Genomic DNA, 16819 nt, shown 5'->3' on the forward strand with positions numbered 1-16819 from the left:
GGCTCCGGCCCGCGCTCAGATATCGGGGCAGGGAACGCCGCGCTTCTCCAGGATCGGGCGCAGCGCGTAGTAGGCTTCCTTGGTGCGATGGCTGGGGATCGCCGGGTAGAGGTGATGGATGAAATGGGTTTCCATCCCGATCGAGCCGATATGGCCCAGCCGGCTCTTGAACAGGCGCGTATTGGTATAGCGGCCCTGCTCCACGCGGGGATGATGCGGCGCCCAGGACAGGTAGAACCGGATGTAGCTGAGGCCGATATGGCGCGGCAGCCACCAGATCAGCGCCGCCTCTATCGCATATCCGCTCCACGCCATGCCGAACAGCACTGCCATGAAGATCAGTTGCAGCCGGATCGTGTCCTTCAACGAATCCGACGCTTCCTTCGTGCCCATCTCGTGCAGGATGCGCTTGTAGATGTGGATCGACCCGTCGACGCCCGGCTGGCGGTTGAGCCAGGTCTTGTAGATCGCGTGCCACGGGCCGTTCGCCCGGTCGGGATAGTCGGGGTCCTTCTCGGGATGGTTGGTGTGATAGTGATGCTCCAGATGCATCAGCCGCGCCATCGAGAACGGGAAGACGATGATGATCGTCGAAACCTTGCCCGTCCATTCGTTCAGCCAGCGCCACTTGCTGCCCGGGCGGGCGATGTTCGAATGCATCGCCTCGTGACTGGTGACATAGCCGCCCACGGCGAACACGGTCGAAAGGACGAATGCCAGCGGCAGGTTCAGCCAGCCCATGATCGCGAGCGGGAAGAAGCTGAGCCAGATCGCGTAACAGGTGAAGGCGAAGGCGGGATAGATCCACATCTTCCCGCCCTCGAATTGCTTCGCGATCTCGCGCTCTTCCTTGAGCAGCGCGACGCGCGTGTGCCGGTCGAGCGTCGAATCGCCGGAAAGCGGTATCGCCGGGCTATCGCCGGGCGTCGGCGTGTCGGCTTGCCTGTCGCGGTCGAAACCGCCGCGCTGGTGGAGTTCGCGCGTTCCGCCGACACCTTCGGTCACAGCCAGCGCCCCTTTATCGTTGCGTAGAGCCCCCATGGGCCGCCGATCAGCAGGCCGAAGCCGATGGGGGACAGGCCGAGCGGCGGCGTCCAGCCCCAGTAGGCCATCGTCTGCGCGATCAGCGGCGCGATGAAGCCGATGCCGAACAGAAACGGCATGATCTTGAACAGGGACTGCACTGCCTTCTGCATGGCCGTTTACTTAATCTTAAGTACGTTCGGCCGCAAGCTCGCGTCGATTTCGGTCGGGCTAGCGTCGCATTTCGGTGCATCGCCGGACAAAGCGCGCAAAGCGCTGCAGGCCCCCTTGCGCGATGCGCACCACCGCCTATACCTCGTAGGCGCAAACGGCCCTGCGAAAGCGGGGCCGTGCGCCAAGAGAACAAGTATTCTGGGAAAAAAGAGGGGACACGCGCGTGAATCTAGTCACGATCGCAATCGCTCTGGGGCTGCTTGCCGTCATCTACGGCATTGTCACCAGCCGCCAGGTGCTCGGCGCAAATGCCGGTAGCGCAAAAATGCAGGAAATCGCCGGCGCCATTCAGGAAGGCGCACGCGCCTATCTGAACCGCCAGTATACCACGATCGCTTTCGTCGGCATCGCCGTCGCCGCGATCGTATGGTATTTCCTCGGCCCGATCTCGGCCATCGGCTTCGTCCTCGGGGCGATCCTGTCGGGCGTTGCGGGCTTCATCGGCATGAACATTTCGGTCCGGGCCAACGTGCGCACGGCCGCCGCGGCGCAGACCGGGTTGCAGCAGGGGCTCACTCTCGCGTTCCGCGCGGGCGCGATCACCGGGATGCTGGTGGCCGGCCTCGCCCTGCTCGCGATCGCGGTGTTCTTCTACATCCTGATCGGCCCGATGGCGCTGGCGCCCAACGGCCGCGAAGTGATCGACGCGCTGGTTGCGCTTGCCTTCGGCGCCTCGCTGATCTCGATCTTCGCGCGGCTCGGCGGCGGCATCTTCACCAAGGCCGCCGATGTCGGCGCCGATCTGGTCGGAAAGGTCGAGGCGGGTATCCCGGAGGACGATCCGCGCAATCCCGCGGTGATCGCGGACAATGTGGGCGACAACGTGGGCGACTGCGCCGGCATGGCCGCCGACCTGTTCGAAACCTATGTCGTCACGGTGGGCGCGACGATGGTGCTCACCGCGCTGCTGCTCACCACCGTGGGCGAGCTGCTTCTGCCGCTGATGGCCCTGCCGCTGCTGATCGGCGGCGCCTGCATCGTCACCTCGATCATCGGCACTTATTTCGTCCGCCTGGGCGGCGGAACGAACGTGATGGGGGCGATGTACAAGGGTTTCCTCGTCACCGCCGTTCTGTCGATCCCGGCGATCTGGTTCGTCACCAGCTATGCGCTGGGCGGCGACATGAACAGCGTGATCAACCCCGGCACCGACATGGTGCCCTTCAACGGGATGGACCTGTTCTGGTGCTCGATGGTCGGGTTGGCGATCACCGGCCTGATCATCTGGATCACCGAGTATTACACCGGCACCAATTATCGCCCGGTCCGCTCGATCGCCAAGTCCTCCGAAACCGGCCACGGAACCAACGTGATCCAGGGCCTGGCGATCTCGCTGGAGGCGACCGCGCTGCCGACGCTGGTGATCGTGGCGGGCATCGTCATCGCCTACCAGATCGCCGGCCTGATGGGCATCGCCTATGGCGCGACCGCCATGCTGGCGCTGGCGGGCATGGTCGTGGCGCTCGACGCCTATGGCCCGGTCACCGACAACGCCGGCGGCATTGCCGAGATGGCGGGCATGGACGACAGCGTGCGGGAGAAGACCGATGCGCTCGATGCCGTGGGCAACACGACCAAGGCGGTGACCAAGGGCTATGCCATCGGATCGGCGGGGCTTGCCGCGCTCGTGCTGTTCGCCGCCTATACTACCGACTTGCGCGAGTTCTTCCCCGATGCCACGGTCGATTTCAGCCTCGAAAATCCCTACGTGATCGTCGGCCTCCTGCTCGGCGCGCTGCTGCCTTATCTGTTCGGCGCGATGGGCATGACCGCGGTCGGCCGCGCGGCGGGCGACGTGGTGAAGGACGTGCGCGAACAGTTCGCCGCCGATCCGGGCATCATGGCCGGCACCAGCCGCCCCGATTATGCCCGCACGGTCGACCTGGTGACCAAGGCCGCGATCAAGGAAATGATCGTGCCTTCGCTGCTGCCGGTGCTGGCGCCGATCGTCGTCTATTTCGCGATCACCCTGATCGCGGGGCAGGACAACGGCTTCGCCGCATTGGGCGCGCTGCTGCTGGGCGTGATCGTCGGCGGGCTTTTCGTCGCGATTTCCATGACCGCCGGCGGCGGCGCATGGGACAATGCGAAGAAGTACATCGAAGACGGCAACCACGGCGGCAAGGGCTCGGAGGCTCACAAGGCCGCGGTGACCGGCGATACGGTGGGCGATCCCTACAAGGATACGGCCGGCCCGGCGGTGAACCCGATGATCAAGATCACCAACATCGTGGCGCTCCTCCTGCTCGCGGCCCTCGCCGCGGCCTGAAAGGCGCCCGTTCGGCCTGCATGATCGAGGGGCACGGAACCGGCCGGGTTTCGTGCCCCTTCGCCGTTAAGCCTTCCTAAGCACCCGCCTGCTAACCCGCGCATGCGGCGATCCGTGCCGCGGATTTCGAAGGTTAACGCGTGGTCAGCGCTTCACTCGAACGCCAGCATCCGTCGGCCGTGCCTGGGCGCGCGAACCGCACCGATTCGTCCGGCACGGTCTTCGCTGCGGTCGACCGGCGCGATCTCGAAAGCGCCATCGCGCTCGCCGAATGGGACGATCTGGCGCGGGATACGGGCGAGCCCAATCCGTTCTACGAGCACTGGAGCCTTTTGCCCGCGCTGGATGCGTTCGGGGAGCGGGCGGCCTGCACGCTCATGGTCCTGCGCTGCGAGGGGCGGCTCTGCGGGCTGATCCCGCTGGCCCGGGCAGCCGGCTATTACGGCTACCCCCTCCCCCATCTCGCCAACTGGAGCCACGACAATCTGTTCGTCGGCAATCCCCTGGTTCGCCGCGGGTACGAGGAACGTTTCTGGCGCGAGCTGCTCGATCATGCCGATGCCGCGCCGGGTGGTGCGCTGTTCCTCCATCTCGACCGACTGGCCGAGGACGGGCCGCTGTTCGCCGCCCTCGCCCGCATAGTCGGCGAGCAAGGCCGCGCATGGGCGGTCGTCCAGCGCGAAGAACGCGCGATGCTGCAATCGGACCTGTCGCCGCAGGCCTATTTCGAACGCGCTCTCAACGGCAAGAAGCGCAAGGAACTGCGCCGGCAGGACAAGCGCCTGGCCGACGAAGGCACGCGAGGGTTCGAGCGGCGCGACGACGAGGCCGGACTGGACCGGTGGATCGAGCAGTTCCTGGCCCTGGAGAAAGCGGGCTGGAAGGGGCGCAACGGCTCCGCCCTGGCCGACGATCCGCGGACGCGTGGCTGGTTCGTGCAGACCATGCGCGGCGCGGCGGCGCACGGCCGGCTCGAACGGCTCAGCCTGACGCTCGACGGCGCACCGATCGCGATGCTGGCCAATTTCATTGCCCCGCCCGGCGCCTTCAGCTTCAAGACCGCTTACGACGAACGCTTCGCCCGCTATTCGCCCGGGGTGCTCCTCCAGCGCGAGAACCTCGACCTGCTGACCCGCGACGGGATCGCCTGGTGCGATAGCTGCGCGGCGGCGGACCATCCGATGATCGAGCGCATCTGGCGCGAGAAGCGCGCCATGGTGCGGGTCAACCTGGCCATCGGCGGCAAGCTGCGCCGCACGGTCTTCCGCCAGGTCCTGCGGGCAGAACTCGCGCGTCAGTCCAGGAGTAGGTGAACGATGGGTATCCAGTCCCCGATCGGCCCTGGTGCCGCCGGCGAGAGCCACGGCCCGGTGTTCGGCGAAGCCGCCCGCGCGCAGTTCGCCGCGTCCTATCCCGAAACGCCGCATGTTCTGCCGCATGGCCTGGGCCACCACCATCTGCTGACGCTGGACGCGCTGGCGGCGCTTGCCGGGCGGCTTCCCGAGAGCGCGATCGAATACAACCGCGGCGATCTGCCGGTCGGGGTCGACGGCAAGCCGGAAGGCACCGGCCTGTCGATCGAGGAAACGATCCGCCACATCGCGCGCAGCAACAGCTGGGCCGTGCTCAAGAACGTCGAACAGGTGCCCGAATACGAGGCGCTCCTGCTTTCGCTGCTGGGCGAAATCCGCCCGCAGATCGAGGCCCGGACCGGGGCGATGCTGCGCCCCCAGGGGTTCGTCTTCATTTCCAGCCCGAACGCCGTCACCCCCTATCACTTCGATCCCGAGCACAACATTCTGCTGCAACTGGCCGGCAGCAAGACGATGACCCAGTTCCCCGCCGGCGACGACCGCTTCGCGCCCGACACCGTTCACGAATCCTATCACGCGGGCGGCGCGCGCGAGCTGACCTGGCACGACGAGCTGATGGAAGGCGGCCGCGCCTTCGCGATCGGACCGGGCGAAGCGGTCTACGTTCCGGTCATGGCCCCGCATTTCGTTCGCAACGGCCCGGAAAGCTCGATCTCGCTGTCGATCACCTGGCGCAGCGACTGGAGTTTCGCCGAGGCCGATGCGCGCGGGTTCAACCGCGTGCTGCGCCGCATCGGGTTGCGCCCGGCCGCGCCGGGGCGCTGGCCGGCGACGAACAAGGGCAAGGCGCTTGCGTATCGCGCGCTGCGCAGGCTGGGCATGACCGGTTGACCGCGCCCCGCGGGCACCGCAAAGCGCAGGACATGACCGAACAGCCCACCCCCGCGACTCTCGTAACCGATCTCGTCGAACTGCTCACCGTCTCGCCCGCCGGGACGGGCATGTTCGAAGGGCGCGCGCAAAAGGGCGGGGTCGGCCGGGTCTTCGGCGGCCAGGTCGTCGCCCAGGCGCTCCAGGCAGCCCAGGCGAGCGCGCCCGAAGGCATGGTCGCCCATTCGCTCCACGCCTATTTCCTGCGCGGCGGGCGCGAGGGTGCGGCGACCGGCTATCGGGTCGAGGCCGATTTCGACGGCCGCAGCTTCGCCAACCGCCGCGTGGTCGCGAGCCAGGCCGACCCGGAGCGCGGCGAGACGCCGATCCTGAACCTCATCGCCAGCTTCCAGCGGCCGGAGGACGGGCTGTCGCACGACGACTATACGATGCCCGACGTCGCGCCGCCCGAAGATCTTCCCACCGATATGGAACAGCGCCGCCGCTTCGTCGAACAGATGGGCGAGCTGAGCGAAGCGCAGCGCGCGCTGATGCTGCGCCCCCGCGCGATCGAAATGCGCACGGCCGACAGCCTGCACTGGATGAACAGCGATCCGCGCCCGCCGCATGCCCATTCGTGGTTCCGCGCCGCCGCCCCGCTGCCCGACGATCCGGCGCTGCACCGGGCGGTCATCGCCTATGCGAGCGACTATACCCTGCTGGGCACGAGCGCCCTGCCCCACGGCATCAGCTGGGCGCGCGGGGAAATGGTGGGGGCGAGCCTCGACCACGCGATCTGGTTCCATCGCCCGGCGCGAGCCGACGAATGGCTGCTCTACGCAACCGACAGCCCGTGGAGCGGCAATGGCCGCGGGTTCAACCGCGGGCGAATCTTCGACCGCTCGGGCAAGCTGGTGGCGAGCGTGGCGCAGGAAGGCATGATCCGAAAGCGCAAGGAAAAAGCCGCCTGAATCGCGCCCGGGCGTTGACACTCGAGGGGGTATTTGTGCGCTGTGACCTTTGCCGGCGGGGCCGTGTGTCCCGCGTTCGCCACGATCCCGGCGGAGATCGATAAACGCATATATATCAACAGTTTGAAGGCCGCTCTTCGGTTGCCGAAAGGCGCAATCGCGCGGCCGGGAGTCCGCCCCGAACGCGGCCCTGCCGGCGGCCGCCTGTGACCTTTCCGAAACGCGGTCACACCGCCGTGTGACCTTCCGGCCCGGCCGCCCCGCGCACTGCCCGGGGCGCGGCCGGAACGAGCAGGGGAAGGAGGCGGTGAATCGTGCCATCGGCGAGTTTAAGGCAGATTTTCGCCGTGTAGGAAAGCGATTTTGTCGCACCCCGGGAAAGGCGCCTTTCCGCCCCGTTCCGCTCGCCCGAGCCCGGCGAAGGAAAGGCTTGGCGGATACAAAAAAGGCCCCGAAAAACGAGGCCTTTTCCATGTTAAATCAACAGGATCTCAATTGAAGACCCATTCCCAGAACCAAGACCATTCCATCGGCTATCTCCTTCTGCGAAATGCAGAGGAGAATTACGTTAACCATGATTGTTTGTAAAGTATTAACCAAACCTGTCGCGTATCATCGGGCTATCCCTTTGTAATGTCAGTATCTCTTGCAAATGGCTCAGCGTTACCGGGCGCGAGATGTAATACCCCTGCCCGATGTCGCAGCCCATTTCCCGCAGGAACATGTAAGTCTCGCGATCCTCGATCCCTTCCGCCACAGATGTCAGCCCGGCATCGCGGGCAAGCCGGATGACGTTTGCGACAATGGCATGCGCGGTATCCGAACGGTGCGCATCGCGAACGAAAATCTGGTCGATCTTGATCTCGTCGAACGGCAATTCGAACATCGCTTCGAGATTGGCGCTCGCCACGCCGAAATCGTCCATCGACAGGCTTACGCCGAGCCGCCTGATCTGCTCGAAGACCTCGCGCGCCGCCGAAAAGTCCTCGATCCGCGCGGTTTCGGTCACCTCTATCGTCAGCTTCGCGGGATCGACCGAATGCATTGCCAGGCTCTTCTCGATCAGTTCGGCGATCCGGCTATCGACGAACTGGATGGCCGACACGTTCACCGACATGCGCGGATAGTGGTCGCTTCTGCCGAGCGTCTCGGCCGCGTCGAGGCTCTTGGCCAGGATGCGTTTGGTCAGTTCGTCGAGCCGGCCGACGCGTTCGCACTGGAGGATGAAGCGCGAGGGCGCAACTTCGCCGTGCTCCTCGTCGACCCACCGGGCCAGCGCCTCGACCCCGACGAACTGCCCGCTGCGCAAGTCCACCTGGGGCTGCAGCTTGATCGAGATGCGGTCGTCCGACAGCGCGCTTTCGAGCCGTGCCTGCAACGAATAGTCCCATTCCTCGCTGTCGGCGGCGAAATCGGAGATGATGAACACCGGGCGATAGGCCTCGCGCGCCTGGTCGGCCGCAGAGATCGCCGCGCTCAGGCGGGTCGAGACGGACCGTTCCTGCGATTCGTCGACCCCGATGGTCATCGACACGTCGAGCACGCGCTGCGAAACGGTGATCGATTGCGATGCGACGGCCCGCAGACCTTCGAGGTGTTCCTGAAGATCGTTGTATTCGTCGCTTTTGACGAGGAACGCGAAATACTTGCCGCCATCGTAATAGATCGTCGTGCGGGTATCGCCGAGTGCCAGCCGCGATGCCAGTTGGCGGAGGTAGCGCGCCTGGTCGGATGGCCCGAGAGTCGCGAAGACGGCGTCGAGGCGCGCGATCTTGGCGACGACGATCGACGTCCTGTCACCCGGATATTCGGCGAAGTCCCGCTGCAGCGCCACGAAGTTCGGCAGCCCGCTTCGCGATTCGACGAACAAGTGCCGCCGCTTGAAGTTCACCGTCGATCGCTGCGCTGCATAGACCAGTGCGAGGACCAGCGTTTCGCCGAACAGTGCGCGAATCCCGAAATATGCGGTCGCCACGAATGTTCCGGCCAGTGCGGCAATCCAGAAGAGATAGAATATCCGTCTGGGTGTCGTCCGCCTGAAAACGATCACTCCGATCAGCAGGCTCAACCCGAAAGCGCCGATCATCCAGAACCAGTCCAGATTCTGGCCGGTGCCGCGCAAGGCCGTTTCGGCCGCAAGAATATGGACGAAGCTCGACGGGCCGAACGCATACCCCGGGATCTTCACGATCCTTGCCTCGGCTCCCGCCGGTCCCAAAACGACCGTCTTGCCGGCAAGCGCGGCGGCGTCCGCTGCTCCCTGTTCCAGCGCAGCGAGCTTGTATCGCGGGATTTGATCCCGATCGATCGAGTAGTCCAGAGATATCGTTTCCTGAGAGTGTGGGCTTGCTGCCAGAGCCTTCCACATCGCCGGTAATGTGACCGTACCGTCGGAATACGATCCATCGAGAATCCATACAAATCCGAGAAAATCGGCTCGGTAGTCACTACTGACGACGGAGACGCCTCGTTCGAAAAACGGGTCCCCGTTCTGTGGTAGCGGCCCCGCTGAAAAGCCGGGCTGAAAGACTCTCGTCAGCACGATCCTGTCCGCCGCGCGAACCAGTTGTTCGTGCAGTTGCCTATCGAGCTCGGGGGAGTTGCTGCGCTGGATGGGCATGTCGATGAAAATCCGGTCGACCCCAAGATCGAGCAAATGGCGCAGGGATCGAAGAAGATGCTCGTTATCTACGGATTCCCTATCAAGGTCGGGCGCGGCGCCGACCTCGACGAAGACGATATCGGAACTGGGGGGACGATTGAACAGCTTCGCCTGGAGCGACCAGGCGGTGATGTCGACTGGTCGGAGTAGCGTTGACACGCCGACCAGCATGGCCAGGCCAATGGCGATGGCCGCATGGCGCACCCGCTCGGATGCAATCAGTTTTCGTGCCAGTGGCAACAAAGCAGCAATCCTTACTCGTCGCTGCAATATGCGAATATTGTAAACATGGTGTTGCCGGCATCGACGGGATGCCGCAGAAATCCACCAACTGCTGCACTCGTATGGTAAACGCCGACCGGCCCGCCCGCCCGGCCTCGCCGATGTTTCGGCCCGAATGGTTTAGCGCCTGTAAACGGCGCCTTCTATTTCCCCCTATCGATCCGGCGTCCGGCGCTCCGCCCTATCCGGCGGGGTGATAGAAGTCGTAGATTTTCTGCGCGACCGCGGCGCTGATGCCGGGCGTTCGCTTGAGATCCTCCAGCGCGGCGGCGCGCACTTTCCCGGCGGTGCCGAAATGCAGCAGCAGGGCGCGCTTGCGACTCGGCCCGATCCCCGGAATTTCGTCCAGCGGAGAGGCGGAAATCGCCCGGCTGCGCTTCGCCCGGTGCGCGCCGATGGCGAAGCGATGGACCTCGTCGCGCAATGTCTGGAGGTGGAACAGCAGGGGGGAATTGGTCGGCAGCGTCTTCTCGCGGCCGTCGGGGAAATGGAACACCTCGCGCCCTTCGCGCCCGTGGTGCGGCCCCTTGGCGATCGCGATCAGCGGCACGTCCTCTATCCCCAGTTCCTCCAGCGCGTCGCGCACGGCCGACATCTGCCCCTTGCCGCCGTCGATCAGCACGAGGTCGGGCCAGGTATCGCCGTCGCGATCGGGGTCTTCCTCCAGCGCGCGGGCGAAGCGGCGCGTCATGACCTCGCGCATCATCCCGAAATCGTCGTTGCTTTGCGCGGAGCGGATATTGAACTTGCGGTACTGGTTCTTGATGAAACCGTCCGGCCCGGCGACGATCATCGCGCCCACGGCCTTCGCGCCCTGGATATGGCTGTTGTCGTAAACCTCGATCCGCCGGGGCGGTTCGGCCAGCTCAAAGAATTCCGCCAGGTCGCGGTTGATCTTCGCCCGGGTGCCGCTTTCGGCCAGCCGCCGCTCGAGCGCCTCGACCGCGTTGCGGCTCGCCTGCGCCATCAGCCGGCGCCGCTCGCCGCGCTGCGGGACGCTGATCTCCACCCGGTGGCCCGCGCTTTCGCCCAGCGCCTCGCTCAGCAGGGCCTGCTCGGGCAGCGGGCGGTCGACCAGCACGGTGCGCGGGGGCGGCACTTCCTCGTAGAACTGGGCGAGCACGCCGGCGAGCACCTCCGCCTCCTCCACATCCTGCGTGTGGGTGGGAAAGAACGCGCGATGGCCCCAGTTCTGCCCGCCGCGAACGAAGAAGGCCTGGATGCCGACCCGGCCGCCCTTCGACGCGAGCGCGAAGACATCGGCATCGCCGACCCCGGCGGCGTTGACCGCCTGGCTCGCCTGGATCGCGGTGGCGGCGCGCAGCCGGTCGCGCAACATGGCCGCGCGCTCGAAATCGAGCGCTTCGGCGGCCTGCGCCATCTGCGCCTCGATCTTCTTCTGCACGGCGCCCGAACGGCCGGACAGGAAATCCTTCGCTTCGCGGACCAGCTCGCCATAGGCCTCCGGCTCGATCCGGCCGACGCACGGGGCGGAACAGCGCCGGATCTGGTAGAGCAGGCAGGGCCGGTCCCGGCGAGAGAAAAAGCTGTCTGTGCAGGACCTTAGCAGGAACAGTTTCTGCAGGGCATTAATCGTCGTGTTGACCGATCCGGCGCTGGCGAAGGGGCCGTAATAATTGCCCTTGGCCCGCCGCGCGCCGCGGTGCTTCATGATCCGCGGAAATTCATGATCGGCGCGCAAGAGGATGAATGGAAACGACTTATCGTCGCGCAGCAGGACGTTGTAAGGCGGGCGGAAGCGCTTGATCAGCTGCGCTTCGAGCAGAAGCGCCTCGGCCTCCGAATTGGTGGTGACGATCTCCATGCGCCGCGTCTGGCTGACCATGCGCCGCAGCCGGTTCGAGAGGTTGGCGACCTGGGTATAGTTCGCCACCCGGTTGCGCAGCGCACGCGCCTTGCCGACGTAGAGCACGTCGCCGCGGGCATCGAGCATTCGGTAGACGCCTGGCTTGGGGCGCAGCGTCTTCACCGTGTCGCGGATCGCCGCCACCCCCGCCTCGATATCCGGCTGGGTGCTGCCCTTGACGGTATATGTGGCGCGCTCCTCGTGGAAGCGTTCGGCGCCTCTCGGGTTGGGCGGGGTTCCGGCGGGGGTGCGCGACATGCGCCTGACATAATCGCTGCGTCGCAAATGGGAACCGGCAGACGGACAAGCGCCGGTTCAGGTTCGCCTCGCTATCGCCGACAGCGGCCCCGGCGGCTATGCTGGGCCGTCGAGAATCGGGAGTTCGAACGAATGATGAAGAAAGTGATCGCCATCGTGGCCCTGGGCGCCTCGGTCGCGACCCTGGCCGCGTGCAATACGGTGAAGGGCCTCGGCCGCGACATCGAATCGGTCGGCGAAGCGGGCGACCGCGCGATCTGACCGCGCTTGCCATTCCGGCCGGCTGCTCTACCGCCCCCGGGATGGAGGATTACGACGTCATCGTACTCGGCGGAGGCGCCGCCGGGCTGATGTGCGCCGCCGTCGCCGGACAGCGGGGACGGCGCGTGCTCGTGCTCGAACGTGCGGCCGAAGTCGGGCGCAAGATCCTGATTTCCGGCGGCGGACGGTGCAATTTCACCAATATCCATACCGCGCCCGACCGCTACCTTTCCGCCAACCCGCATTTCGCCAAGTCCGCGCTGAGCCGCTACACCGCGCAGGATTTCCTGACGCTGGTGGAACGCCACGCGATCGCCTGGCACGAAAAGACGCTGGGCCAGCTGTTCTGCGACGGATCGGCACGGCAGATCGTCGCCATGCTGCTGGACGAATGCGCCGCGGCGCAGGCGCAGGGCGGCCATGTCGACATCCGCTGCGGAGAGGATATCGCCGAGGTTGCCCATGCCGGCGGCAGGTTCGACGTCACGACGCCATCCGGCACCCGCTCCGCCCCCGCGCTGGCGATCGCCACCGGTGGGCCCTCCATCCCCAAGATGGGCGCGAGCGATTTCGCCTATCGCCTCGCCCGCCGGTTCGGCCTGCGGATCGTCGAACCGCGCCCGGCGCTGGTGCCGCTGACGCTGGGCGGGGAGGACGTGCTGTTCCGCGAGCTGTCGGGCGTCTCCGCCCCGGTCGAGGCGCGCTGCGGCCGCGCCGCGTTCCGCGAAGCGGCGCTGTTCACCCACCGCGGGCTGTCCGGCCCGGCGATCCTGCAAGTCTCCTCCTACTGGCGGCCCGGCGACGCCGTGGCGATCGATTTCCTGCCCGGCATGGCGCCCGACTGGCTGGTCGAAGCGAAACGCCATGCCCCGCGCGCGCACTTGCGCACCGTTCTGGCCGAGCGCCTGCCCGACCGGCTGGCGGCGACGCTGGCCGAGCGGATCGGGCTGCCCGGCGATCTCGGCAACCTGCCCGACAAGGGCCTGCGCGCGGCGGGGCAGAGGCTCGCCGACTGGCGCTTCCACCCCAATGGCAGCGAGGGCTTCGCCAAGGCGGAGGTCACGCTGGGCGGAATCGCCACGGCGGAGCTTTCGTCGAAGACGATGGAGGCGAAGCGCGTCCCCGGCCTCTACGCCATCGGGGAAGCGGTCGACGTGACCGGCTGGCTGGGCGGCTACAACTTCCAGTGGGCCTGGGCGAGCGCGGTCGCGGCCGGCACTGCCCTGGCCGAGCGGGGCGCGTAGCGCCGCGCCCGGCCCGTCAGGTCAGAACAGCTTGCGGAATTCGATTTCGAACGTGCGGCCCAGCGGGTCGATCAACGCGGGCTGATAGCTGAGCGGCACGGTGCCGCTGGCATCGGTGACCCGCTGGTGCGCGTCGAACAGGTTGTCCACCCGCAACGACAGGCGCGCGCCCTTCCAGAAGCCGGGCGTGTCGCCGGTCAGCCATTCCTGCTGCTCCAGACTGACGAAGGCGCGCAAGTCGAACGTCGCGATATCGTCGAAGAACAGGTCCTGCGATCCGGGCAACCCGCTGCCGTCGATCCGGGTGGCGGACTGGTAATTGCCCGAGAGGCGCAGGCCCACGCCCTTGTGGAACAGCCCGCCTTCCAGCTCGATCTTGTGGCGGGGGATGCCGCTGCCGATCGCCTCGCCGCTCAACTGGTCGAGCACCGGGCCGCCGGGCGCGACGAGCACTTCGTTCTCGAACTCGATCGAATGATAGAGGCCGAGGTTCCAGCGCCCCTGGCCGCCCGGCCCGCGGCCGAAACCGACGCCCCCGCCGCCCCTGCCCCCGCCGCGAGCGCCGCCTCCGCCGCCCGACCGTGCCTCCCCGCCTGCCGGCGGCGAAGTGCCTTCGCCGTCGCGCGTTTCGGGCAGGGCGCAGATCCGTTCGCGGAACGCGGCGAGCCGGGCGGGATCGATCTCGCCATTCTCGCCGGTCAGCCGCGAGCGAACCTGTTCGGGCAAGGCAGCGACATCGACTTCGGCCGCCGGATCGGCGCAGAGCGTCTGGCGCAAGGCGGCGAACCGTTCCGGGTCCATCCGGCCGAACTGCCCGCCGGCGGCGGCCCCTTCCGCGCTGCAGAACCGTTCGCGCAGCGCCGCGACCCGCGCGGGATCGACCTGCCCATCCTCGCCGGTGAGCCGCGCGACAAGGCGTTCGGGCAGGCCGGAAAGGTCGGGCATCTCGCCTTCGGGCGTGGCGCAGAACCGCTGGCGCATTTCGGCCATGCGCGCCGGATCGAACCGGGCGCTGCCTTCGCCGCCATTGGCCGGCGCCGGCGGACCTTCGCCGCCGTTGGCCGGCGGCTGCGGAGCGGCACCCGCCACGCGCATCCGCCCGCCCCCGCTCGCACTCATGCCGCCACCGCTTCCGCTCTCCGCCTCTTCCTTGCCCACCCGGCCGAACAGGTTGACGCCATAGCGCAGCCGGGAGCTTTTCGTGCCCGCGAAGGTCACTGGCCGCCGGTCGATCGAGACCAGATTGCCCGCCCCGTCGCGCACGACGCGATCGGGGAAAGCCGCCTCGATCGCCGGCGTGAGCAGCGGGAACGACTGCGTGACGTCGTCCGACCGGTTGCGGAAGTATTCGACCACGATGTTGGCGCGGTCGAACAGATCCAGCTCGTAATTCGCCGCCAGCTTGATGTCGCGCTGCGTTTCCGCGGCGAGATCGGGATTGCCCCCGGTCACGACGGTCGCCAGCACGCTTTCGCCGCGGCTGAAATCGTAAACCGGCACGTTGAATTCGGTGACCACCGGATCGCCAAGCTGCGACAGGCTGGGCGCCGCCTCGCGCCAGATATAGCTGGCCTGGAGCGAGAGGCGATCGGTCGGGCGCCAGGCCAGGCCGGCGGTGGCATCGGCCAAGGTGCCGAAGTCGGACAAGTGGTCGACCCCGGCGGCAAGGTTCAGGGTAAGCTCGCCCAGCGCGCCCAGAACCCCTTCGCGCGCGCTGGCAATGGGCAGGCCCACATTGACCCCCGCGTTGAGGTTGCCGCGCGTCTGCGCCAGTTCGCCGGCGTCGGAACGGGTATCGGTGCTCTCGATCCGGTTCCACGCATAGCCGGTGTCGAACGTCACCTGCGCCTCGCCCGCCGGCAAGGCGAAGGGCACGCCGCGCAGCGTGGTCTTGAAATCGGCCGCATATGTCGTGCTGTCGGCGCGGTCCACGCCGCCGGGGCCGATCGCGGGCAGCGGACCGTCGATTGCCAGTTCCCCGGCATCGACCAGATCCTGCAACACGCCGGTGTCGCGCCGCGCGTCGATCAGTGTGGTCTTGTCGGCCCGGCTGGCGTCGAGCGTGGCATCGAGCATCCAGTCGCCCACAGGCTTGTTGAGCGATCCGCCGAACGCATAAGTCGTCGAACGATTGCGCCGCTCCAGCGGATCGCCGTCGATCGTGCGCACCGCGCTTTCGCCGCCATCGGTCAGGGTCACGACGTCGAGGCCGGAGAGCGAGCGGCTGAAGCTGCGTTCCACCCCGAGGTTGAGCGAATACGTCCCCGAACCGGGCGCATCGCCCAGGCTGTCGTTGACCGTCGCGTCCAGTTCCCAGCTTTCCGCATCGGGGCGCAGGCTGCGGAACGGCGCCGGGTCGGGGTCGCCGGGCACGGTCGGCGTGCTGCCCGGGGTCTGCACGATATCGCGCTCGTCCTCGGTCAGCATGGAATTGGTGTTGAACTCGAACCCGATATTGGCCCGGCGCGATCCGTCGATGGTCAGCTGCGACAGCTCGATCTCGCCATTGGCGGTGCCGCCGCGATCCGGCCCGCCATATTCCAGCTCCACCTCGCGCGAGGTGAAATTGTCCTTGAGGATGAAGTTGATAACACGCTGATCCGCCGGATAGCCGAATTGCAGCGCCACCTCTTCGGGCAGGACTTCGACTTTTCGGATCGCCTCGGGCGGATAGCGGCGGAATTCGCGGAAGCCGCCGACCCGCTGGCCGTTGATCAGAAACACCGGCCGGCCCGATCCGCGGCCGCGGCCCGATCCGGTCTGCGGCGCAAGCAGTTCGATCAGTTCCTCGATCGAGCCGGCGCCATAGGCCGCGATCTCTTCCTCATCCAGCTCCAGCACCGGCGGCACGTTCGTATCGACCTGCCCGCGAATACGCTCGGCAGTGACCACGATATCGGCATCGCTTTCGCCCGCCGGATCGCCGCCTTGCGCAAGATCGGGCGCGGCGGACGGATCGCCCTGGGCGAATGCCGGGGCGGCGGTGAAGGCGGCAATGGCAAGGAAGGATGCAGTGGCGGACAGTCTCGGCAAGGTTTCGTTTCCTCTTGTCGTTACCCTCGCCCCTTGGCCCCGGAACTGCCAAGGCCGGGGCAGGCGCGCAATCCCCATGCGCGTAACGAATTGTCGCACAAAGCTTGCTCCACGATTGACGGAGGACGGCACGCGATGGCGGACAAGGCTTCCCTTTTGCTTCGTGCGCCGCTAAAGGGCGCGCCCGATCAAACACATTCGCATGGAACGATTACTGGATGGCCAAAGAAGAACTCCTCGAAATGCGCGGCAAGGTGGTGGAACTGCTGCCGAACGCGATGTTCCGGGTCGAGCTCGAAAACGGTCACGAGGTTCTCGGCCATACCGCGGGCAAGATGCGCAAAAATCGCATCCGCGTGCTCGTGGGGGACGAGGTGCTGTGCGAACTGACGCCTTACGATCTGACCAAGGCGCGCATCACCTACCGCTTCATGCCCGGACGCGGCGGCCCGGGGCCGCAATAGGCGGTGCCGCCCCTGCCCCGGCCCATCGGACCGCTCCGGCCATCGGCCGGGCGGCGGTTCGCGGCGCG

The 16819-nt window shown here is 66.7% G+C and carries 13 protein-coding genes; 8 read left to right on the plus strand and 5 right to left on the minus strand.

The window, feature by feature from the left end:
- Positions 1-15: 15 nt before the first annotated feature.
- Complete coding sequence (locus V5F89_RS13595) at positions 16-1005, minus strand: fatty acid desaturase (protein WP_338446166.1); 990 nt, start codon at positions 1003-1005, stop codon at positions 16-18.
- Positions 1002-1196, minus strand: a complete 195-nt coding sequence (locus V5F89_RS13600) for a hypothetical protein (RefSeq protein ID WP_338446167.1) — start codon at positions 1194-1196, stop codon at positions 1002-1004. Before V5F89_RS13600 ends, V5F89_RS13595 begins: the two co-directional genes overlap by 4 nt.
- 224 nt (positions 1197-1420) lie before the next feature.
- Here V5F89_RS13600 and V5F89_RS13605 point away from each other — a divergent pair, with 224 nt between their 5' ends.
- The 4 genes from V5F89_RS13605 to V5F89_RS13620 all read left to right on the plus strand — a co-directional run bounded on the left by V5F89_RS13605 (position 1421) and on the right by V5F89_RS13620 (position 6680).
- Complete coding sequence (locus V5F89_RS13605) at positions 1421-3526, plus strand: sodium-translocating pyrophosphatase (protein WP_338446168.1); 2106 nt, start codon at positions 1421-1423, stop codon at positions 3524-3526.
- 140 nt (positions 3527-3666) lie between these two features.
- Positions 3667-4839: a GNAT family N-acetyltransferase gene (locus V5F89_RS13610; protein ID WP_338446169.1), complete on the plus strand. Its 1173-nt coding sequence runs from the start codon at positions 3667-3669 to the stop codon at positions 4837-4839.
- A gap of 3 nt (positions 4840-4842) precedes the next feature.
- Positions 4843-5730: a transcriptional regulator gene (locus tag V5F89_RS13615; RefSeq protein ID WP_338446170.1), complete on the plus strand. Its 888-nt coding sequence runs from the start codon at positions 4843-4845 to the stop codon at positions 5728-5730.
- Between the two features lie 32 nt (positions 5731-5762).
- The gene (locus V5F89_RS13620) at positions 5763-6680 is read left to right on the plus strand and encodes an acyl-CoA thioesterase II (protein WP_338446171.1); all 918 of its coding nucleotides are present in this window, start codon (positions 5763-5765) and stop codon (positions 6678-6680) included.
- Between the two features lie 592 nt (positions 6681-7272).
- On the opposite strand, the gene V5F89_RS13625 is transcribed toward V5F89_RS13620, so the two are convergent.
- Positions 7273-8868, minus strand: coding sequence for an EAL domain-containing protein (locus V5F89_RS13625; RefSeq protein ID WP_338446172.1), 1596 nt, complete (start codon positions 8866-8868; stop codon positions 7273-7275).
- Positions 8869-9252: 384 nt separating this feature from the next.
- On the opposite strand from V5F89_RS13625, the gene V5F89_RS13630 reads away from it, so the two are divergent.
- Positions 9253-9492 (plus strand): hypothetical protein, encoded by a 240-nt coding sequence (locus V5F89_RS13630; protein ID WP_338446173.1) that lies wholly within the window; start codon positions 9253-9255, stop codon positions 9490-9492.
- Between the two features lie 313 nt (positions 9493-9805).
- On the opposite strand, the gene uvrC is transcribed toward V5F89_RS13630, so the two are convergent.
- Positions 9806-11749, minus strand: a complete 1944-nt coding sequence (uvrC, locus tag V5F89_RS13635) for an excinuclease ABC subunit UvrC (protein ID WP_338446174.1) — start codon at positions 11747-11749, stop codon at positions 9806-9808.
- Positions 11750-11881: 132 nt separating this feature from the next.
- Between uvrC and V5F89_RS13640 the strand changes: the two genes are divergently transcribed.
- Positions 11882-12010, plus strand: coding sequence for an entericidin A/B family lipoprotein (locus tag V5F89_RS13640; RefSeq protein ID WP_338446175.1), 129 nt, complete (start codon positions 11882-11884; stop codon positions 12008-12010).
- Positions 12011-12051: 41 nt separating this feature from the next.
- Positions 12052-13254 (plus strand): NAD(P)/FAD-dependent oxidoreductase, encoded by a 1203-nt coding sequence (locus tag V5F89_RS13645; RefSeq protein WP_338446176.1) that lies wholly within the window; start codon positions 12052-12054, stop codon positions 13252-13254.
- 21 nt (positions 13255-13275) lie between these two features.
- Here V5F89_RS13645 and V5F89_RS13650 read toward each other — a convergent pair whose 3' ends face one another.
- A complete protein-coding gene (locus tag V5F89_RS13650) occupies positions 13276-16287 on the minus strand; it encodes a TonB-dependent receptor domain-containing protein (protein ID WP_338446177.1) in 3012 nt (1003 codons plus the stop codon).
- A gap of 218 nt (positions 16288-16505) precedes the next feature.
- Here V5F89_RS13650 and infA point away from each other — a divergent pair, with 218 nt between their 5' ends.
- On the plus strand, positions 16506-16751 hold the full coding sequence (infA, locus tag V5F89_RS13655) for a translation initiation factor IF-1 (RefSeq protein ID WP_047806247.1): 246 nt from the start codon (positions 16506-16508) through the stop codon (positions 16749-16751).
- Positions 16752-16819 lie beyond the last annotated feature (68 nt).

It is taken from the genome of Pelagerythrobacter marensis (assembly GCF_036700095.1).
Lineage (GTDB): Bacteria > Pseudomonadota > Alphaproteobacteria > Sphingomonadales > Sphingomonadaceae > Pelagerythrobacter > Pelagerythrobacter marensis_A.